19 protein-coding genes are annotated in these 20990 nt (G+C 61.8%); 12 read left to right on the forward strand and 7 right to left on the reverse strand.

Going from position 1 to position 20990, the window contains the following annotated elements:
- The first annotated feature begins 352 nt into the window (after positions 1-352).
- From AC4LFW_RS00280 to AC4LFW_RS00310, 7 genes are all read left to right on the forward strand, one after another.
- Entirely contained in the window at positions 353-2353 is a 2001-nt protein-coding gene (locus tag AC4LFW_RS00280) for a TonB-dependent receptor family protein (RefSeq protein WP_491816844.1), read from the forward strand.
- Between the two features lie 355 nt (positions 2354-2708).
- A complete protein-coding gene (locus AC4LFW_RS00285; protein WP_491816845.1) occupies positions 2709-3026 on the forward strand; it encodes a co-regulatory protein PtrA N-terminal domain-containing protein in 318 nt (105 codons plus the stop codon).
- Positions 3027-3080: 54 nt separating this feature from the next.
- On the forward strand, positions 3081-3311 hold the full coding sequence (locus AC4LFW_RS00290) for a hypothetical protein (protein WP_491816846.1): 231 nt from the start codon (positions 3081-3083) through the stop codon (positions 3309-3311).
- Positions 3312-3330: 19 nt separating this feature from the next.
- A complete protein-coding gene (locus AC4LFW_RS00295; protein WP_491816847.1) occupies positions 3331-3558 on the forward strand; it encodes a hypothetical protein in 228 nt (75 codons plus the stop codon).
- A gap of 116 nt (positions 3559-3674) precedes the next feature.
- Positions 3675-5078, forward strand: coding sequence for a heavy metal sensor histidine kinase (locus AC4LFW_RS00300; RefSeq protein ID WP_491816848.1), 1404 nt, complete (start codon positions 3675-3677; stop codon positions 5076-5078).
- Positions 5079-5156: 78 nt separating this feature from the next.
- Entirely contained in the window at positions 5157-5837 is a 681-nt protein-coding gene (locus AC4LFW_RS00305) for a heavy metal response regulator transcription factor (protein WP_491816849.1), read from the forward strand.
- Between the two features lie 480 nt (positions 5838-6317).
- Positions 6318-7676: an MFS transporter gene (locus AC4LFW_RS00310; RefSeq protein ID WP_491816850.1), complete on the forward strand. Its 1359-nt coding sequence runs from the start codon at positions 6318-6320 to the stop codon at positions 7674-7676.
- 211 nt (positions 7677-7887) lie between these two features.
- On the opposite strand, the gene ppa is transcribed toward AC4LFW_RS00310, so the two are convergent.
- The 6 genes from ppa to exaC all read right to left on the reverse strand — a co-directional run bounded on the left by ppa (position 7888) and on the right by exaC (position 15066).
- The gene (ppa, locus tag AC4LFW_RS00315; RefSeq protein WP_181298173.1) at positions 7888-8415 is read right to left on the reverse strand and encodes an inorganic diphosphatase; all 528 of its coding nucleotides are present in this window, start codon (positions 8413-8415) and stop codon (positions 7888-7890) included.
- A gap of 138 nt (positions 8416-8553) precedes the next feature.
- Positions 8554-9366, reverse strand: a complete 813-nt coding sequence (locus AC4LFW_RS00320) for a M90 family metallopeptidase (RefSeq protein WP_491816851.1) — start codon at positions 9364-9366, stop codon at positions 8554-8556.
- 128 nt (positions 9367-9494) lie between these two features.
- Positions 9495-10301 (reverse strand): ethanolamine ammonia-lyase subunit EutC, encoded by an 807-nt coding sequence (gene eutC / locus AC4LFW_RS00325; RefSeq protein ID WP_491816852.1) that lies wholly within the window; start codon positions 10299-10301, stop codon positions 9495-9497.
- Between the two features lie 218 nt (positions 10302-10519).
- Complete coding sequence (locus AC4LFW_RS00330; protein WP_491816853.1) at positions 10520-11914, reverse strand: ethanolamine ammonia-lyase subunit EutB; 1395 nt, start codon at positions 11912-11914, stop codon at positions 10520-10522.
- 8 nt (positions 11915-11922) lie between these two features.
- Positions 11923-13374, reverse strand: coding sequence for an ethanolamine permease (gene eat, locus AC4LFW_RS00335; protein WP_491816854.1), 1452 nt, complete (start codon positions 13372-13374; stop codon positions 11923-11925).
- 171 nt (positions 13375-13545) lie between these two features.
- Positions 13546-15066 (reverse strand): acetaldehyde dehydrogenase ExaC, encoded by a 1521-nt coding sequence (exaC, locus tag AC4LFW_RS00340; protein ID WP_491816855.1) that lies wholly within the window; start codon positions 15064-15066, stop codon positions 13546-13548.
- A gap of 214 nt (positions 15067-15280) precedes the next feature.
- Here exaC and mpl point away from each other — a divergent pair, with 214 nt between their 5' ends.
- From mpl to AC4LFW_RS00355, 3 genes are all read left to right on the forward strand, one after another.
- Positions 15281-16630, forward strand: coding sequence for a UDP-N-acetylmuramate:L-alanyl-gamma-D-glutamyl-meso-diaminopimelate ligase (gene mpl, locus AC4LFW_RS00345; RefSeq protein ID WP_491816856.1), 1350 nt, complete (start codon positions 15281-15283; stop codon positions 16628-16630).
- Between the two features lie 165 nt (positions 16631-16795).
- Positions 16796-17425, forward strand: coding sequence for a flavin prenyltransferase UbiX (gene ubiX, locus AC4LFW_RS00350; protein WP_491816857.1), 630 nt, complete (start codon positions 16796-16798; stop codon positions 17423-17425).
- Between the two features lie 58 nt (positions 17426-17483).
- Positions 17484-17768 (forward strand): YceK/YidQ family lipoprotein, encoded by a 285-nt coding sequence (locus AC4LFW_RS00355; RefSeq protein WP_491820076.1) that lies wholly within the window; start codon positions 17484-17486, stop codon positions 17766-17768.
- Here AC4LFW_RS00355 and queG read toward each other — a convergent pair.
- Positions 17765-18859: a tRNA epoxyqueuosine(34) reductase QueG gene (queG, locus tag AC4LFW_RS00360; RefSeq protein ID WP_491816858.1), complete on the reverse strand. Its 1095-nt coding sequence runs from the start codon at positions 18857-18859 to the stop codon at positions 17765-17767. The two genes, AC4LFW_RS00355 and queG, sit on opposite strands and share 4 nt — an antisense overlap.
- Positions 18860-19031: 172 nt before the next feature.
- Between queG and AC4LFW_RS00365 the strand changes: the two genes are divergently transcribed.
- Both AC4LFW_RS00365 and tsaE read left to right on the forward strand, forming a co-directional pair.
- On the forward strand, positions 19032-20531 hold the full coding sequence (locus AC4LFW_RS00365; RefSeq protein WP_491816859.1) for an NAD(P)H-hydrate dehydratase: 1500 nt from the start codon (positions 19032-19034) through the stop codon (positions 20529-20531).
- A complete protein-coding gene (gene tsaE / locus AC4LFW_RS00370; RefSeq protein ID WP_491816860.1) occupies positions 20519-20989 on the forward strand; it encodes a tRNA (adenosine(37)-N6)-threonylcarbamoyltransferase complex ATPase subunit type 1 TsaE in 471 nt (156 codons plus the stop codon). Before AC4LFW_RS00365 ends, tsaE begins: the two co-directional genes overlap by 13 nt.
- The last annotated feature ends 1 nt before the right edge of the window (position 20990 follow it).

The raw sequence follows: 20990 nt of genomic DNA on the forward strand, positions 1-20990 counted from the left end.
GCTTTGCAGCCCGGGGCACAAGCGTGCCGGTGCTTGCATCCTCCACGGAGCGGCACGGATCGTCTTTGAACCGCATTAAAGCACTGCCTATCGCAAAAGCGGCCAGGTCCCTGCCGCCCTGGGGCGGTATTGGCAGACGCCAGGTTTCGTTCCGGTGCCATCGTTGCCCGTCTCCACCTTTAGTCTGTGGAAGGAGCGACCTGGCGCTGCCGCAGCTGAACCTGCACGGCCTCGCCCTGGTCTTGTCTACTATCGCCGTGTGGACGAGTGGTGCTTATGACCGTAACGTCCCTGCCATTCTGTATCTCATCCGTTGCGTTCATGGCCCTGTTTCGGCCAACAAGGATTTCCCATGCTCAAGAGGCTACTTGTCGGCACGATGGTTGCCGCCTCCGGTTCCGTCACAGCCCAAACCACTGACGCCTTGATCCTGGACCCGCTGCTGGTGACCTCGCCGCGCAGCGAGAGCGACTGGCTGACCCTGCCCATGGCCGTAAGTACTCGCTCCGCGCTGGACCAGCCTGGCGAGCAATTGCTGACCCTCGACAGTCTGCTGGGACCGGTGCCCGGCGTGGTGTCGCAGAGCCGCTACAACCTGGCGCAGGGCATGCGCTTGTCCATCCGCGGCTTTGGTGCCCGCTCAAGCTTCGGGGTGCGTGGGGTGCGGGTGCTGGTCGATGGCGTCCCGCTGACCATGCCCGACGGGCAGACCGAGATGGATGGGCTGGACGCCTCGCTCGTCGAGCGGATCGAAGTGATTCGCGGCCCCTCCTCGACGATTCACGGCAATGCGGCAGGTGGGGTGTTGTCGATCGAGACCCGTCAGCCGAGCGAAACGCCGCGTACCCAGCTTGAAATCACTGGCGGCGAGCTTGGTTATCGACGAGCGCGGGCGGAAACCAGCGGGACGGTCGGGTCCCTGGGCGGCTTGCTCGCCGTGAGCAGGACGCAGCTGGACGGCTACCGCCCGCAGGGGGCCGCGGAAACCAACAACCTCACCGGCAAGCTGCGCTGGCAGGGGGAGAACGGCACCCTGGCGGCAACGCTGCATGCCATCGACAACCGCGCCGAGGATTCCGGTGGGCTGACGCTGGCGCAGGTTCGCCAGGATCGCTCGCAGGCGCGCCCGCAGAGCCTGCTGTACGACAACGACGAGTGGATCAGGCAGCAGCGCCTGTCACTGGTCTGGGACGGCCAGGCGGCAGGAGACGACAGCTACCAGCTGCGCAGCTATTACGGCCGCCGTGAGTTTGGCAATCAGTTGCCACTGTTTGCCAACGGACAGACCAGCTACGACCGCTGGTTCGCGGGCGTGGGTGCCCAGCGCACGTTCCGCCGTGAGTGGTTGGGCTTGCCCAACCAGCTGACCCTGGGCATTGATCTGGAAAGCCAGCGCGATGAGCGCAGTCGGCATGACAACCTGATTGGAGGCACCACCGGGGCCCTGACGCAGCGCCAGCGCGAAGCGGCCGACAGTCGCGGCGTGTTTCTGGAAAACCAGCTCAGCCTGGGCGACGCCTGGCTGCTGACCACCGGTGTGCGTTATGACAGCGTGCGGCTGGAAGCCAAGGATCGTTTCCTGACGGATGGCGATGCTTCGGGCGGTCAGACGCTGGACGACTGGAATTACAGCCTGGGCCTGAGTCGCCAGCTCGATGCCCATCATGTGGTCTATGCCCGTTACGCCACCTCCTTCGAGACGCCGACCATCAACGAACTGGCGAACCCGACGGGTGGCGGCTTCAACCCCTCGCTGGGCCCGGCGCAGGCCACCAACCGGGAAATCGGCTTCAAGGGCGAGCATCCCGGGCTGCGCTACGAGGCGGTGGTCTACAGCATGCGCATCGAAGACGAACTGGTGCCCTTCGTTGACGGACGGACCTTCTACACCAACGCCGGCAGATCCAGTCGGGACGGCATCGAGCTGAGCGCCCAATGGCTGGCCGGCCAGTTCTGGCGGCTCACCGGGGCCTGGAGCTACAACGACTACCGCTTCGATCGTTTCGACAGCTATGACGGCAATCGAATCGCCGGCATCCCTCGCCAGAGTCTCTTCGCCGAGCTGACCTATGACCGGGAGGCCTGGTACGCACGGCTCAATCTCACGGCGAACGGCCACCAATACGCCGACAACGCTAATGAAAGCCGCATCGCCGGTTACGCCGTCACCAACGCGCGTGTCGGCTGGCGCCTGGCCAACGGTGATCAGCGCTGGGAGCCTTATCTTGGAGTCGACAACCTCTTCGGCCGTGACTACTACGACAACCTCCGAATCAACGACAACTTCGGTCGCTACTACGAACCGGCGCCGGGGCGGACCCTGTATGCGGGCGTCAAGGTGACGTTCGACTGATTGGCGCGACCGCTCTTGCCGCTACAGCTTGAACAGGCGCTTGCCCGCTTCGCTCTGCCTGTCTGGACCATTGGCTACGATGGCTTTTGCTGGGTGTGAGTGCGGCACCGCAACGCGGATAGGCGCACGGCATGGGCAGGCACGGCGATGCGGCAGAAATGGCCGTCAAGACAACGATTTTATCGTCGCACCCTGCAGCGCCTGCGAATCTCTCGCTATCTCCAGAGGCGTTCGCCTGCAGGTTTCGGCCATGCCACGCCGTGCGCATTGATTACAGCTTTGTAATGTGGGGAACAGCTTCCGGTAAGTGAGGTGCCCGTAACCTGCAGGCATCAACTAACCAAGAGGGTGCCTCATGAACCGCACGACCAAGCTAATCGTCCCATTCATTCTGACCGTCGCATCTTCGCTTGCAATGGCCGAAGGTGGTAGCGAGCGAACGCTTCAGCACTCGAGCGATACATCGGATGCAAAACCTACGTTGAAAGCCCTGCTCAAGGATGGCGACGTGCTGAGCATTGCGCCCGCTGGAACAGCCGGCACGACCGGGATGATTCGGAACTACGACTCCCGAAACACCATTCAGACCTACGAGATGAAGGTCAGAACGCCTGACGGTCAGGTCCACACGGTTGAGTTTTTGAGCGCCCCCGTCGGCGTCAATAACGGTTGATTATCTATCCCTGAGGGTCAGCAAATGAGCAGCCTATATTCGAAGACCAGGAACATGCTTCAACGCAATCCGATCGTGACCGGTCTCGGTGCAGCCGTGGTTGGCTACCTGCTACTGAACCAGGGTACAGAGGCTTTCGAGACAGCCTTGCCTGGTTTGCTTTACCTGTTGCCGTGCCTGTTGATGATGGTCGTTTGTATGAAGCACATGACTAGCGGCAAGTGTGACAAGAACGAAGCGTCGGGTGCTGAAGGCGTAACAACAGGCAAAGGTGATTCTGCCTAGTTCAACGTGGAGGTTGGTTATGCGAAATATCGTTCCAGCAACAGCAATAGCAATCGCTCTGGCCAGCGGGCTGAGCTTCGCAGCGGCAGACCCTGACAGCCAGGGTAAAACGGAGTCTGGCATGATGGGTGATGGTACTCACATGCAGATGATGGAGGATATGCGGGAGATGATGGGCAGATGCCGCGACATGATGAAAGACATGGCTGACAAGGCGCCTGCCCGAGCAGAAGGTACCAGCATCTGAACATCAGGGGCCTGGCCAGGCATCCAATGGTTTCAAGTTAGAAAAAAGGCAGCTGTCTGAGGCAGCTGCCTTTTATTGCGTTGCGGGCAGCAATCATCTGGCGGGTCAGAGGAAACATGAACAAAATGTCACTGACAGCTCGTATTGCAACTGTCTTCACAATAGTCGTTACGGTTGTACTGGTTGTGGCTGCAATAAGCTTCAATTATTTCTGCCGCCTTCATTTCGAGCGAAAAGATGCCCAGTTACTCGACAGCAAGATATCGGCTATCCAACATGTCATCGCATCAGCGGATTTACCTGTTGATCAGTACGCTGCGTATATGGGCAATATCATCGGCAATTCATTTGCCGTCTCGGCTGTCCTCCAGCAAGAGGGACAGATTCTGTACTCGTCAGGCGATGTTCTAACGGGTTTTCTACAGTCTCTGGACAGCCCCCTCGAGGGCCGCTGGAACGCCGAGATCGACGGGAGGCATTACTCCGGAATCACGAAAGTTCTGAATGCGCCGTCGGGCCCGCAAGAGTTCGTGGCGTACGTGGCCGCTGACGTCACGCATCGAGTTCAGTTTTTCGACATGGTCATGGAGTGGTTTGTTTATACCTTGATCTCAAGTGCGCTGCTCAGTGGCGCTCTGGGATTCTTTCTTATCCGAAAAGGGCTCGAACCGATAAGGTCTCTGTCGAAGACCACCACTACGATTACCGCCAATCGCCTCGATACAAGAATGTCGACAGAATCCACGCCTCGAGAACTGCACGAGCTGGTCGATAATTTCAACCAGATGCTCGTCAGGCTGGATGAATCATTTGTCAGGCTGTCAGGATTTTCAGCCGACATCGCTCATGAACTGAGAACGCCGTTGAATAGCATGCTTACTCAGTTCGAAGTGTGGCTGATCAAGGATCGGGACAAGGCGGAATACAAGGAGATGCTTTTCTCCTCCCTTGAAGAGCTTCGGCAGATGTCACGCATGATTGATGACATGCTGTTTCTGGCCAAGTCGGATAATCACCTGGTTGTTCCCCGTCGGGAAAGTACGGATCTTGCTGCAGTGGCCGCGAGCGTGCTGGAGTACTACGAATATCTGGCCGAGGACAAAGGGATCAAACTGAACCTTGTCGGCAGTGCTAGCGTGCTTGTCGATGTCGCTATGATGCGAAGAGCTATATCGAATATTGTTTCAAACGCGCTTCGATATGCCGACCCGGGAAGTACCATCGATGTGGAAATCGAATCCGGCAATGGCTTTTCATCCATGGCGATAAGCAACAGGGGCGAGAACATACCGGAAGCTGCTGTTGCTCGTATATTCGATCGTTTCTACCGGGCCGATGGTGCCAGGCGAGAGGGTGGATCGAATAATGTAGGCCTGGGTATGGCGATTACCCGATCTATCGTTCAGGCACATGGAGGCCGGATCGACTGCCGGTCCTCTGGCAGGCTGACAACATTCGAGATTCGTCTGCCGGAAGATTTCGAAAGCGTGCCTGATGCTCGGGCCAGCTCCATTGGATGATGTTTACGTGAAAGACGGATGGTCGGCCAACCAGCGGAGCCAGGCGGGAGCCGGATACGGCTGGTCCAAGAGGAATATATGAAGCTATTGGTTGCCGAGGACGAGCCCAAGTCGGGGGCGTACCTGCAAAAAGGTCTCACCGAGGCCGGATTTGTCGTGGATCACGTACTGAATGGTGCTGATGCGCTGCAGCAGATATCTGGCGAGCCTTACGACTTGCTTGTTCTGGACGTCATGATGCCGCAGCTCGATGGCTGGGAAGTGCTCAGGCGCATTCGCTTGGCTGGCCATGATTTGCCGGTTCTGTTTTTGACTGCCCGTGATGGTGTGGACGACCGCGTCAAGGGGCTTGAACTCGGAGCGGATGATTATCTAGTCAAGCCGTTCGCGTTTTCCGAGCTGCTTGCAAGGGTGCGGACCCTGCTGCGCCGGGGAAGCCAGTCCTCCTGCGAAGCCGCGTTAACCGTTGCCGACCTCGAGCTGGACGTGCTCAAACGCCGCGCGAGCCGTGCCGGGAAAAGAATTGACCTGACGGCCAAGGAATTTTCACTGCTTGAACTTCTGATGCGCCGAAAAGGGGAGATCCTGTCCAAGTCGCTTATCGCATCTCAGGTATGGGACATGAACTTCGACAGCGATACGAATGTAATCGAGGTGGCGATCAGGCGTCTGCGTGCCAAAGTCGACGAGCCATTCCAGACAAAGCTGATCCAGACGGTACGCGGGATGGGATATACCCTCGACACCCCGGACGGTTGATACACGGCGGTCCCGGGGACTGCTCGTTATCGGTAACTGGCCCAGCATGACGGCTATCTAATCTTCCTCAGAAGTTCTCAAGAGCTTTGGTCACGCCGCTCCTATCGGTGACGCCATGGACGGGTGATCGCATCGACCACCAGAGGCTGAAGACTCGCCCCTGGCTGTTTTGCATACCATTATCCAGGGTCGGCGTTTGGCCTCCCGGCGCTGCGCATCCTTTCTCGACGGATGCAGTCCAGCCCGGCTTCGTGTGGCGACAGAATTCCGTCGTATTAACCGCGGCGTGTCGGTTTGTGAATCCTGAAGGTCGTGTTTCAGCCGCTCTCCCATCCGGTCCAGGTCTAGTTTGGCTACAGGCTATTTCGGGCTGGTTTGACCCATCAGCTCAACAATAAAAAATCCGCATTACCCGGTCTGGCCTAGGTTGCGCCCTCTACTGCCTTGCACGCCCTTCAGCCAAATGAGCAGAGCCCACTTATGACCCATGCCACTTCCTCAGCCGCTGTAGAACCAAAAACCTTACGCCGCGTGATCGTCGCTGCGTCTGTCGGCAATTTCGTCGAGTGGTTCGACTTCGCACTCTATGGTTTTTTCGCCACCCTGATTGCCGAGCTGTTCTTTCCCAGCGAAAGCGCAGGCACGGCTTTGTTGAAAACCTTCGCGGTCTTTGCTGTCGCGTTCGCCTTCCGCCCGCTGGGCGGTGTGTTCTTTGGTCAACTGGGAGACCGGATCGGTCGCAAGCGCACCCTGGCCTTGACGATATTCATCATGGCCGGTGCGACGACATTGATCGGTCTGCTGCCGACCTACGCCACTGCCGGCATCTGGGCGCCTCTGCTGCTGACGATAGTCCGCTGCGCCCAGGGATTTTCTGCCGGTGGGGAATATGCCGGTGCCTGCGCCTACGTCATGGAGCATTCGCCCCATGACAAGCGTGGACGCCTGGGCAGCTACGTTCCGGTCTCGACGTTTCTGGCGTTTGCCAGCGCTGCGATGCTGGCCTATCTGTTCAACACGGCATTGTCAGCAGAAGCCTTGGCGGCCTGGGGCTGGCGGGTGCCATTCATCATTGCAGCGCCATTGGGCCTGATCGGCTTGTACCTGCGCATGCGCCTGGATGAAACGCCCGCCTTCCAGGCGCTGGAGGAAAACCACCAGGTTCCGCATTCGCCTCTGCGTGAGACGCTGCGTTTGCAGGGGCGCTCGATGTGCAAACTGGGCGCCTTCATTTCCCTGACAGCGCTGTCGTTCTATACCTTCACCACGTATTTCTCCACCTATCTGCAACAGGCCGGCGGGTTCAGCCGCGCTGCTGCGTTGCTGATCAGCCTGTTGACGCTGTTTTTCGCCGCAGCTGCGTGCCCTTTCGTGGGCATCCTGACGGACCGTATTGGCCGTAAGGCCACCATGTGCAGCGCGGCAGGCGTGCTGGCGATAGGCATCTATCCAGCCTTGATGCTGGCTGAGTCCGGCCTGTTCGCCATGGCACTGCTAGGCAGTCTGCTGCTGGGGTTTGGGGCAGTCGTCTGCAACGTTGTCACGGCGCCGCTACTGAGCGAAATATTCCCCACGCGTACCCGCTACACCGCGTCCGCGATCACTTACAACATCGCGTACACGATCTTTGGTGGAACGGCACCCTTCATCGCGACCTGGCTGATCGAGAGCACCGGCAACAATATGGCGCCCGCGGTCTATTTGATGGCTATAGCGATCCTGGGCCTGGCGGGGGCGCTGTTGCTGCCGGAAACATCGAAGATAGAGTTGAGCGCGGCCGGCACATCGCCCGGGCGTGACGCCCTGGTCAAGCCTGCGCTTGGCGCGGGGCCAGCGTGAAAACGGGAACGACGAAAAAACTTTCGGCGATTGGGGGTGGTTCCTGCATTCAGCCCCCTGTTGACTATGACGTCGCCAAAATTTGTAGATAACCGTATTTGAATCAGCCGTTGCTATTCGGTTGGCTACTAACAATGCTGTCGGAAGCCAAGCTTGCCGGGAAAATTAAAAAGCCGGCCTCGTGGGCCGGCTTTCCTTTAGCGGTTTTGGCTTACTTCTGGTAAGCCGCCACTGCCTTGGTGATCTCAGCGCGGGCGGCTTCGGCGTCGCCCCAGCCTTCGACCTTGACCCACTTGCCCTTCTCCAGATCCTTGTAGTTCTCGAAGAAGTGCTTGATCTGCTCGAGCAGCAGCGGCGGCAGGTCGGTGTATTCCTTCACGTCGACGTACAGCTGGGAGAGCTTGTCGTGCGGGACGGCGATAAGCTTGGCGTCGCCACCGGCTTCGTCGGTCATGTGCAGCACGCCGACCGGGCGGGCACGGATGACCGAGCCCGGGGCAACCGGGTAGGGGGTCACGACCAGCACGTCGAGGGGGTCGCCGTCATCGGCCAGGGTGTGCGGGATGAAGCCGTAGTTGGCCGGGTAGAACATCGGCGTGGCCATGAAGCGGTCGACGAACAGGCAGTCGGTGTCGTGATCGATCTCGTACTTGATCGGCGCGTGGTTGGCCGGGATCTCGATGGCAACGTAGATATCGTTGGGCAGGTCTTTGCCGGCCGGGACTTTGCTGTAGCTCATGGACATTGCTCCGTGGTCGGCCAAGCGGCCTGGGGCGAAAAAAGTGGGCGCGATTATAGGCGCACTGTCAGGCGTTTTGCCATGCCGGGCGTGGAACCCACGGCTGGCTGGTTCATGCGCGCATTCGACGGCCCCAGCTCAGTGAGGTTCCGCGTAGTCGGGATGGCGCTGTTGCAGGTCTCGAAGGCGCGTCAGCGGGTCCTGGCGGTAAAAGGCCTGGAGCTGGGCGTAGACGTCTGGATAGGCCTGGTGCAGCAGATCCGGCGCGCTGAAGAAGTACTCGCTGGTGACGGCAAAGAACTCGGCCGGATTCTCCGCGGCATAAGGATCGATCGCGGCATGGGCGTCCGGGTTGCCGTCCAGCGTCCGGTTGAGCCTGTCGTAGGCCCCTTGCATCGCCGTCGCCCAGCTTTCGATACGCATGTTGGCGTGCAGTGGCGGCAGGCCGTTGGCGTCGCCGTTGAGCATGTCCAGCTTGTGGGCAAGCTCGTGGATCACCAGGTTGTAACCTTCCCAGCTGCCGCTTTCCCTGACCCCGGGCCAGGCCAGGATTACCGGGCCCTGCAGCCAGGCCTCGCCGCTATGCTCGCCATCCCATTCGTGCACGACGCCGGCCGAGTCACGGTGCTTTTGCGGGCTGTGGAAGTCATCCGGGTAGATCACGATTTCATGGAAGCCCTGATACCAGTCCAGATCGGCCAGATGCAGCAATGGCAGCTCGGCCTGCGCGGCCAGACGCAGCCGATCTGCCGGGTCCAGTTCAACGCCGGGCAGGGCAGTCAGGCGCTTGGCATGCAGAAACAAGAGGCTGCGCTCACGTAACCGCTCGGTTTCCTCCAGGGTCAATCCGTCGAGAATCGGCAGGCTGTCCAGTACGCTTTGCCAGAGGGCGGGTTCGATGGCGAGACGGGCGAGGATGCGCTTGCGGCGCCAATCGCGAAAAGACCACATGAAAGAGTTTCCAGCCAGGGGCCGTCCACCTTAAGCGGGGCGTCGGGCACCGGCAAGTGCCGTGAAGAGCGAAGAGGCTGGGGCAAGGTTTGCAGCTTGCTTTTCGCAGTTAATACCGCTCCCACCTATCAGCTCAGCAGGAAGTTGCCAGTCTTCGGCTTGTCATCGTCGAGGCTGAGCATTTCCGCCTCGTCTTTCAGCTTCACACCTGAAAGCTGGCGTCGACAGGCCTCGCGCATCAGGTGGATCAGCCGGTGCGCGGCGAGGTTGTAGCTCAGGCCTTCCAGGCGGATGTTGGAGATGCAGTTGCGATCGGCATCGGTACGGCCGACTTTCGGATCGTAGGTGAAGTACAGGCCGAGGCTGTCCGGCGAACTCAGGCCCGGGCGTTCGCCCACGAGCATGACCACCATCCGCGCCTTGAGCCGCTCGCCGACTTCGTCGCCCAGCGCGACACGGCCCTGTTGCACCAGGCAGATCGGCGCAAGGCTCCAGCCGTCCTTCCCTATCTGCTCTTCGATGCGCTGCAGCAGGGGCAGGGCGTGGCGCTGGACTGCCAAGGCCGACAGCCCATCGGCGATGACGATCGCCAGGTCGTAGCCCGCTTCGTGTTGCTGCGCATGGTCATTCAGCCGTTGGGCCGATTCTTCATCCAGCCGGCGGCCCAGGTCGGGGCGCTGCAGGTAGATGTAGCGGTCAACGGCTGCAGAGTGCAGTTGCAGGGTGCTGAAGCCTTTTTCCTGAAGCTGACGAGCCAGTTCCTCGGTGTCGAGGGATAAATGCACGGCGTCGCGTGCCTGCGCATGAGCGAACTGGAAATCCAGCTGGGCATCGGTGGGCAGACTTGTGCCCGCACGGCCCAAGGCGATGCGCGCCGGGGTGAGCTGGCGCAAGTGACTCCAGGGGTTGGTGATGGCGGGCGAGCGGTCGGACATGGCTACCTCGGGTTATCGTTCAAGCAGTGGCGCTCCCGTGGAAAAGACCTGCGGTCGTTTTGTCCGAGGCGTACACGTAAGTTGGATTAGCAGATGGCGACATCCGCCGATGGCGACCGGATACCAGGTAAATGCGAGGATGCGCCGGCTCGCGGTAAACGGCGGAAGCGCCTGTGGCGATTCCGCCCTACGAACAGCGGTCCTGCTAATGAACATTCTCATGCCATCCGCTCCAGTGCCTGGCGAAAGGCGGGCGGGAGCTGCTCCCCCATCTGCAGCCGTCCGCCGTCCTGACGCAGGATGTCCATTTTCGCCAGCCAATCCTCGAACTCCGGCGCGGGCCTGAGCCCGAGGCTCTGGCGTAGATAGAGCGCGTCGTGGAAGGAGGTGGTCTGGTAGTTGAGCATCACGTCGTCCGAGCCCGGGATGCCCATGATGAAGTTGATGCCGGCGGTGCCAAGCAGGGTCAGCAGCACATCCATGTCGTCCTGATCGGCTTCGGCATGGTTGGTGTAGCAGATGTCGCAGCCCATGGGCACGCCGAGCAGCTTGGCGCAGAAGTGGTCTTCGAGCCCGGCGCGGATGATCTGCTTGCCGTTGTACAGATATTCCGGGCCGATGAAGCCGACCACGGTATTGACCAGTAGCGGTTTGAATGTGCGCGCGACGGCGTAGGCGCGGGCTTCGCAGGTCTGCTGATCGACGCCGTGATGGGCGTTGGCCGAAAGCGCGCTGCCCTGGCCGGTCTCGAAATACATCAGGTTGTCGCCAACCGTGCCGCGTTTCTGCGACAGACCGGCCTCGTAGCCCTCCTGCAATACCGCCAGGTTGATGCCGAAGCTCGCGTTGGCCGCTTCGGTGCCGGCGATGGACTGGAACACCAGGTCCAGCGGCGCGCCACGGTTGATCGCCTCGATGGAGGTGGTGACGTGGGTGAGGATGCAGGCCTGGGTCGGGATCTCGTAGCGCTGGATGATTGCATCGAGCATCTTCAGCAGTTCGCAAATGCCGCTGGTGCTGTCGGTGGCCGGGTTGATGCCGATCACCGCATCGCCGTTGCCGTAGAGCAAGCCGTCAACAATGCTCGCGGCGATGCCGGCGGCCTCATCGGTGGGGTGGTTGGGTTGCAGCCGGGTGGACATGCGCCCCCGCAGGCCGATGGTGTTGCGAAAGCGGGTCACCACGCGAACCTTCTGTGCCACCAGAATCAGGTCCTGCACACGCATGATCTTCGACACCGCGGCGACCATCTCCGGCGTCAGCCCCGGCGCCAGGGCTTTCAATGCCGCCTCGTCGGCATCATTGCCCAGCAACCAGTTGCGAAAGTCGCCTACGCTCAGGTGACTGATCGGGGCGAAGGCATCGGCGTCGTGGCTGTCGATGATCAGCCGTGTGACTTCGTCGGTCTCGTAGGGGATCAGCGCTTCATCGAGAAAACGCTTGAGCGGGATCTGCGCCAGGCACATCTGCGCGGCGACTCGCTCGGCATCGCTGCCCGCCGCGATTTCGGCGAGAAAGTCGCCGGAGCGTGCCGGGCTGGCCTTGGCCATGACCTCTCGCAGGCTGTCGAAGCGCCAGTTGGTGCCGCCTACGCTGTGCGTGTATCCCGCCATAACGCCCCCTATTTGTGTAACGCGGCTTCAGCCTTCTCGATCGCCGCAAATTCCTCTTCCGGCGTGCCGGCCACCAAGTGGTGCCGACTGTAGAGGGCGAAATAAGCGATGAAGATTCCATAGATCACCGCCGCAGCGATCACGACGCGGGTGTCGACGAGGAATCCCGCGACCACCGCAAGGCAGGCCAGTACGAGCGCGACGCCAGAGGTCAGTACGCCGCCGGGGGTCTTATAGGGGCGATGCAGATCCGGCCGGCGCATCCGCAGGACGATGTGCGAGGACATCATCAGCACGTAAGAGATGGTCGCGCCGAACACCGCGACGAGAATCAGCAGGTCGCCCTGGCCTGTGAGTGAGAGCAGGAAGCCGATCACCCCTGGGATGATCAAGGCCATGACCGGCGCCTTGTTCTTGTTGGTCAGCGACAATTTGCGAGGCAAGTAACCGGCACGCGACAGCGCGAAGATCTGCCGCGAGTAGGCGTAGATGATCGAGAAGAAACTTGCGATCAGCCCGGCCAGGCCGACCAGGTTGACGAAGCCGCTCATCCAGGTCGACGACCCGTAGGCGGTGGTCAGCGCTTCAACCAGTGGATTGCCGGATGCCACCAGGGTGCTCGAACCCGCACCGCCGGGGCCGACCAGCAGGATCAGGCCGGCGAAGGCCACCAGAATCAGCATGGCGCCGATCAACCCGCGCGGCATGTCGCGCTGTGGGTTCTTGGTTTCCTCGGCGGCCAGCGGCACGCCTTCGACGGCAAGGAAAAACCAGATGGCGTAGGGGATCGCCGCCCAGATGCCTACGTAGCCATAAGGCAGAAAGCTGCTGGCGCCAGCGGCGGCGGTCGGCGCGATATCGAGCAGCTTGTCCACCGAGAAGTGCGGCACCATGGCGACGATAAACACCGCCAGAGCCAGGGCGGCGACGGCGGTGATGATGAACATCAGCTTCAAGGCCTCGCCGACGCCGAAGATATGGATGCCGATAAAGACGATGTAGAAGGCCAGATAGATCATCCAGCCGCCGATGCCGAACAGCGACTCGCAATAGGCGCCGATGAACACGGCGATCGCCGCCGGCGCGATGGCGTATTCGATGAGGATCGCCGTGCCCGTGAGAAAGCCCCCCAACGGGCCGAACGCGCTGCGGGCAAAGCCATAGCCGCCGCCCGCTGTGGGGATCATCGAGGACAGTTCAGCCAGCGAAAAGCACATGCACAGGTACATGGTCGCCATCAGCAGCGTGGCGATGAACAGCCCACCCCAGCCGCCCTGAGCCAGGCCGAAGTTCCAGCCGGCGTAGTCGCCCGAGATGACATAGGCGACGCCAAGGCCCACCAACAGCACCCAACCAGCGGCGCCTTTCTTCAGTTCGCGTTCCTTGAAATAGGCACTGCCAACTGCTTCGAAATCGATAGCGTGGTTCGGGGGTGTCGCACTGCTGTGTTCGAGAGCCATGAAGATCATCCTCTGATGGGTTCGGGTACGGCAGGATCGTTAAAGCAAGCGCTGTGCCTGTGCTGTATCTACGATGTTTGGGGGCCTCCTGAGTGTAAACGCAGCCAGGAACGCACCAGCCCGACGCCTTGCGGCGCGGGCGGGCACTCTTTATGGGCTAGAAGTTATGAGCTAGAAAAACCCCAGTGGATTGATGTCGTAGCTGATCAGCAAATTTTTGGTCTGCTGGTAGCTGTCGAGGATCATCTTGTGGGTCTCGCGACCGACGCCGGACTTCTTGTAGCCGCCGAATGCGGCATGGGCGGGGTAGAGGTGGTAGCAGTTGGTCCAGACGCGCCCGGCCTTGATCGCCCGGCCCATGCGGTAGGCGCGGTTGATGTCGCGGGTCCAGACGCCGGCGCCGAGGCCGTACTCGGTGTCGTTGGCGATGGCCAGCGCCTCGGCCTCGTCCTTGAAGGTGGTGACGCCGATCACCGGACCGAAGATTTCCTCCTGAAACACGCGCATCTGGTTGGTGCCCTTGAGCAGGGTCGGCTGGATGTAATAGCCGGTCGCGAGGGAGCCTTCGAGCTTCTCGGCGCTGCCGCCAGTCAGCACTTCGGCGCCTTCCTGCTTGGCGATTTCCAGGTAGGACATGATCTTGTCGAACTGCTGCTGGCTGGCCTGGGCGCCGACCATGGTGTCGGTATCCAGCGGGTCGCCGCGCTTGATCTGCGAAACCTTCTTCATCACCGCTTCCATGAAGGGTGCATAGATCGACTCCTGCACCAGGGCGCGCGACGGGCAGGTGCACACCTCGCCCTGGTTGAAGAAGCCCAGCACCAGCCCTTCGGCAGCCTTCTCAATGAAGGTCGGCTCGGCCTGCATGATGTCTTCGAAGTAGATGTTCGGGCTCTTGCCGCCCAGCTCTACGGTGCTCGGGATGATGCTTTCAGCAGCGCGCTTCATGATGTGCGACCCCACCGGGGTGGAGCCGGTAAAGGCAATCTTGGCGATGCGCTTGCTGCTCGCCAGCGCCTCGCCGGCTTCGCGCCCGTAGCCTTGCACCACGTTAAGCACGCCCGGCGGCAGCAGGTCGCCGATGACTTCCATCAGCACGGCGATGCCCAGCGGTGTCTGCTCGGCGGGCTTCAGGACCACGCAGTTGCCCGCGGCCAGTGCCGGGGCGAGCTTCCAGGCCGCCATCAGGATCGGAAAATTCCACGGGATGATCTGCCCGACTACGCCCAGCGGCTCGTGGAAATGGTATGCCGCGGTGTGTTCGTCGATCTCGGCGCTGGTGCCTTCCTGGGCGCGGATGCAGCCGGCGAAGTAGCGGAAGTGGTCGGCGGCCAAAGGGATGTCCGCGTTCAGGGTTTCACGCACGGCCTTGCCGTTGTCCCAGGTCTCGGTGATGGCGAGCATCTCGAGGTTCTGCTCGATGCGGTCGGCAATTTTCAACAGGATCAGTGAACGCGCCTGCACGCTGGTTTTGCCCCAGGTATCAGCCGCGGCGTGAGCGGCGTCCAGCGCCTTTTCGATGTCCGCTGCGTCGGAGCGCGGAAACTCCGCAATGGGCTGGCCGTTAACCGGGGACAGGTTGGTGAAGTACTGGCCGCCTACCGGCTCAACGAACTCGCCGTTGATGAAATTGCCATAGCGGGACTTGAAGGAAACGACAGCGCCTTCGCTGCCGGGATGGGCGTAACGCATGGTGAGTCTCCGGTCTTGTAAGAGTGATGACTGCTGTCTCACAGCGTAGAACAGGCTCCGTTCGTCGGCAGACGAGGCGACGTGCGGTGTACCGCTGGTCGGTCATTGGTAGCAGGGGTGCTGTGCTAATCTGCCCCGCAGTTTTCGGCGCTGACAGGCGCGGCTGTGCCGCCTGATCCGTTTTGCCCGGCGCGGCGTTTTTCAGAGGTCATTCATGCATATCCATATTCTCGGCATCTGCGGCACCTTCATGGGTTCGCTGGCAGTGCTCGCCAAAGAGCTTGGCCACCGCGTCACCGGCTCCGATGCCAACGTCTATCCGCCCATGAGCACTCAGCTCGAGGCTCAGGGCATCGAACTGACCCAGGGCTATGAGCCCAGCCAGCTCGAACCAGCACCGGATCTGGTGGTGATTGGCAACGCCATGTCGCGCGGCAACCCGGCAGTCGAATACGTGTTGAACAAGGGCCTGCCCTATGTCTCCGGCCCGCAGTGGCTGGCTGACCACGTGTTGCAGGGTCGCTGGGTGCTGGCTGCGGCCGGCACCCATGGCAAGACCACCACCAGCAGCATGCTGGCCTGGGTGCTTGAACATGCCGGCATGAGCCCGGGCTTTCTTATTGGCGGCGTGCCGCAGAACTTCGGTATCTCCGCCCGGCTGGGTGGTACGCCGTTCTTCGTGGTCGAGGCGGACGAGTACGACAGCGCCTTCTTCGACAAGCGCAGCAAGTTCGTTCACTACCGCCCGCGCACCGCAATTCTGAACAATCTGGAATTTGATCATGCTGACATCTTCCCGGACCTCGCCGCGATCGAAAGACAATTCCACCATCTGGTGCGCACCGTGCCGGGCGAAGGCCTGGTCATTCATCCCGAGTCGGAAGAAGCCCTTAAGCGCGTGATCGGTATGGGTTGCTGGACGCCGGTGCAGACTACGGGCGAAGGCGGGCAATGGCAGGCCAACCTGCTCAGCGCTGACGGTTCGCGCTTCGAAGTGATCTTCGACGGTGCCGTACAGGGCGTGGTCGATTGGGAGCTGACCGGCCAGCACAACGTGAACAACGCGCTGGCGACCCTGGCTGCGGCCCGCCACGTTGGCGTTTTGCCGAAGCAGGGCGCCGAGGCGCTGAGCGAGTTCCGCAGCGTCAAGCGGCGCATGGAGAAGGTCGACGAAGTCAATGGCGTAACCATCTATGACGACTTCGCCCATCACCCGACCGCCATCGCCACCACCCTCGACGGCCTGCGCAAGCGCGTCGGCGATACGCCAATCATTGCGGTGGTCGAGCCGCGCTCTAACTCGATGAAGCTCGGCGCGCACCGCGAGGGCCTGGCCGAATCGGTCGCGCTGGCGGATCAGGCGATCTGGTACGCGCCGCCGAATCTCGGCTGGGACCTGGCCGCTACGGTCGCCGGGTCGCCGGTCGAAACCACGGTCTGCGATTCGCTGGAGGCGATCATCGCCAAGGTCAAGGCCGACGCCACGCCGGGTACACAGGTGGTGGTGATGAGCAATGGTGGTTTCGGTGGGTTGCACAAGAAATTGGCCGAGGCGTTGGCGTAGGGTGGAAAACGCCGAAGGCTTTTCCACGCGTATGGTGGCGGCCGCGAAAGCGCCAACGCCATGTAACGGTGGAAAACGCTTCGCGGTTTTCCACCCTACGATTGACTGTCGGTAGGGTGAAATCCCGCAGGCTTTTCCACGCGTATGGCATCAGGAGCAGATTGAATGAACGGACCGGAACGCATCACCCTGGCCATGACCGGCGCATCAGGCGCGCAATATGGCTTGCGCCTGCTCGATTGCCTGATACAGGAAGACCGCGAGGTGCACTTCCTGATCTCCAAGGCGGCGCAACTGGTGATGGCCACCGAGACCGACGTGGTGCTGCCCGCCAAGCCGCAGGCCATGCAGGCCTTCCTCTCCGAGTACACCGGTGCCGCCGCCGGGCAGATCCGTGTGTTCGCCAAAGAGGACTGGATGGCGCCTCCCGCGTCCGGTTCCGGCGCACCGACCGCCATGGTGGTGGTGCCGTGCTCGACCGGGACCCTGTCGGCGATCGCCACAGGGGCCTGCAACAACCTGATCGAACGCGCCGCTGATGTCGCCCTCAAGGAGCGTCGCCAGCTGATTCTGGTGCCCCGCGAAGCACCGTATTCGAGCATTCATCTGGAGAACATGCTCAAGCTGTCCAACCTTGGCGTGACCATCCTGCCTGCGTCACCGGGCTTCTACCACCAGCCGCAGACCCTCGACGACCTGGTGGATTTCGTCGTCGCGCGCATCCTCAACCTGCTCAACATTCCCCAGGACATGCTGCCGCGTTGGGGCGAGCACCATATCGTCAGCGACGACTGAGCACGGCCGCGCCTGAATTCGACCAATACCTGAGGAGGCGCCCATTAAACGATCGACTATCCGGCTCGGCTCGACCCTGGCGCTTGTCCTGCTGCTACCCGGTTGCGCCACGGTGCGCACGTTGGACGCCGCCAAGCCCGGTGCGCCCATCGTCTATTCAGGTACTCGGCTGGACTGGTACAGCCTTAACGGCGGCTGCTGCCCCCAGGACCGGTTTGGCGCAGAGGCGCCGAAGCACGCAGCACTCGACCTGCCGGCCAGCGTCTTGCTCGATACCCTTCTGTTGCCACTCTCCCTGGCTACCGTGCTGGGGCTTGGGCTGAACGTGCAGGGTGGTCTCTAGAGCAAGGCCGTGATCCGATCAGCCGGCTGGCGGGCCGCATGCTGCGCCAGTGCCCACTCGACGTGCTCACGAACAAGATCCGATGGGTCATCTCGGCGCGCCTGAAGCGCTTCAAGCACGGGAATGCTGGATGGCGCATTGCCCAGCCCGACCGCCAGGTTGCGCAGCCAATTGTGGTAGCCGGTTCGACGCAGCGGAGAACCCTCGGTGCGGCTGAGAAACTCCTCTTCCGTCCAGCGGAACAGGGTCACCAGCTCGGCGTTATCCAGGCTATGGCGCGGCTTGAAGTCAGCCTGCTCGGTCGGGCGGGCGAAGCGGTTCCAGGGGCAGACGATCTGGCAGTCGTCGCAGCCGAACACGCGGTTGCCGATCTTTGATCGCAGCTCCACCGGGATCGGGCCTTTGAGTTCGATAGTCAGATAGGAGATGCAGCGCCGCGCATCCAGCACGCGCTCGCCGACGAAGGCTTCCGTCGGGCAGATATCCAGGCAGGCATGACAGCTACCGCAGTGGTCGCGCACGGTCGGCTCGTCGACCGGAAGCTCGATATCGACAAAGAGTTCGCCAAGAAAGAACCAGCTGCCGGCCTTGCGGTTGAGGACCAGGGTGTTCTTGCCGATCCAGCCGAGGCCGGCCTGTTGCGCGACGGCCTTTTCCAGTACCGGTGCGCTATCGACAAAGGCACGGAAGCCGAAGGGGCCGATCACCTGCTGAATGCGTTCGGCCAGTTGTTGCAGACGCTTGCGGATCAGCTTGTGATAGTCGCGGCCCAGCGCGTAACGCGACACATAGGCTTTTTCCGGTCTCGCCAGTTGCTCGGCCATGCGGGTGTCGCCCGGCAGGTAATCCATGCGCAGTGAAATGACCCGCAACGTGCCTGGCACCAGTTGCTCCGGATGGGATCGTTTGCTGCCGTGGGCAGCCATATAGTCCATTTCGCCGTGGTAGCCGGCCGCCAGCCAGCGCTCGAGGTGTGCTTCATGCTCACCGATATCGACACCGGTGATACCGACCTGCTGGAAGCCGAGCTCGCGACTCCACGCCTTGATGGCGTCAGCAAGCGCGGCGGGGTCTAGAGTCTGGCTGGACATGGTTTGGGGTCGTCGGGCTTTGTAGCGTTGAAAAGCGGGGTCTGTGTCGATTCAGCGAGTCGTGTCGGTCGATTGCGGCTATGCGCCAGAAACGGCGAAGAATCTCGACGCCCTGCAGGCGGCTCGGCAGGCGCGTGCGTATAATTCTGCCAGATATTCGCTCGGGTGATTCATGTCCCAGACCACCGATACACTTCCCAGCCCTCTTTACTCAGCCGCTCAGGTGCGTGAGCTCGACGCTCGCCTGATCGCGGCCGGCACGCCTGGGTTCGAATTGATGCAGCGCGCCGCCCATGCGGCCTGGCGCGCCTTGCGCCGCCGCTGGCCGGATGCCGACGACATCACGGTGTTGGCCGGACGCGGCAACAATGCCGGAGATGGCTATCTGATCGCCGCGCTGGCGCTGCGTGCCGGCCGTCGGGTCAAGGTGCTCGCAGTGGGCGACCCTGGGCAATTGCAGGGGGATGCTGCCCGCGCCTTCGCTGAAGCGCAGGCAGCGGGCGTTCATGTTCTGCCCTGGACCTCCGGCAACGAGCTCGCTGGAATTCTTGTCGACGCACTGCTCGGCACGGGTGTCAGCGGTGACGTGCGTGAGCCCTATGCCAGCGTGATCCATGCAATGAACGCGAGCGGCCTTCCTGTTCTCGCCGTTGACCTGCCGTCGGGGCTGTGCGCCGATACCGGAAATCTTCTGGGTGAAACGGTATGCGCCGAGCTGACGGTCACCTTTGTCGGGCTCAAGCTCGGTCTGTTTACCGGACAGGGGCCGGATCGGGTCGGTGCGCTGGTGTTCGACGACCTGCAGGCCAATCCGGCGATCGTTGCGCAGAACGAGCCTTCCGCGCAGCGTTTGAACGCGGCAAATCTGCCGAAGCTTGCGCCCCGTTCGCCAGCCGCCCACAAAGGTAGCTTTGGCCAGGTACTGGTCATCGGTGGCGATCTTGGTACGGGCGGCGCTGCATTGTTGAGCGCGGAAGCGGCGCTGCGCTGCGGCGCCGGCATGGTGACCCTGGCGACCCGCCCCGAGCACGTTACCGCTTCGCTGGTGCGGCGCCCGGAGATCATGTGCAGCGGCGTGGAGTCCACCTACGCGCTGACGGCTCTGACCGGGCGCGCCGATGTGCTGGTGATCGGGCCCGGCCTTGGCCAGGCGCCCTGGGGGCGCAGCTTGCTGTCGCTGGCACCGCAGTGCAGTGTCCCCCAGGTGTGGGACGCTGATGCCTTGAACCTGCTGGCGACAGGTGCCGTCGAACTGCCGGGCAATTGTCTGCTGACACCGCATCCTGGCGAGGCGGCGAGGCTGCTGAGGGTGTCGGTAGCCGACATCCAGGCCGACCGACCAGCCGCAGCGCGTACCCTGGCAACGCGTTTCGATTGTGCCGTGTTGCTAAAGGGGGCCGGGACCCTGATCGCCGACCGCGATGGCCGGCTGGCGCTCTGCGATCGTGGACATCCGGCCATGGCCAGCGCGGGCCTGGGCGACGTGCTGGCGGGTGTCGCTGGCGCGTTGCTGGCGCAAGGATTGAAGCCCTATGAAGCCGCATGTCTCTCGGTCTGGCTGCATGCGGCAGCGGGTGAGCGCCTCGGGCTGCAGGGCAGGGGGCTTGCAGCCGCCGATCTGATTCCTGCGATCCGTCAGTTGCTCGAGGAGCAGTCGCCATGCCTGAAATGACGATGATTGCGGACGATGAAGAGGCAATGCTCACGCTTGGCGCTCGCATCGCCCAGGCGACCGGCGGTCGGGGCGTGATCTACCTGCATGGTGACCTGGGCGCTGGCAAAACCACCTTGTCGCGGGGGCTGATCCGCGGCCTTGGGCATGTCGGCAAGGTCAAGAGTCCGACCTTTACCCTGGTTGAGCCTTACGAAACGCCGCTGGCACGGGTCTTTCATTTCGACCTGTATCGCCTGGTCGATCCTGAGGAGCTGGAATTTCTCGGCATACGCGACTACTTCGAAGGGGATGCGCTGTGTCTGGTCGAATGGCCGGAACGTGGCGCCGGCATTTTGCCAAAGGCTGACCTGGACATTACCATTACGCCACACGGGGCCGGTCGTATGCTGCGCCTGACGCCACGAGGCGAGCGCGGTAGAGGCTGGTGTTCCATCCTGACCGTTGGCAATCAATGAA

This window comes from Stutzerimonas sp. C6.4V, from assembly GCF_058536345.1.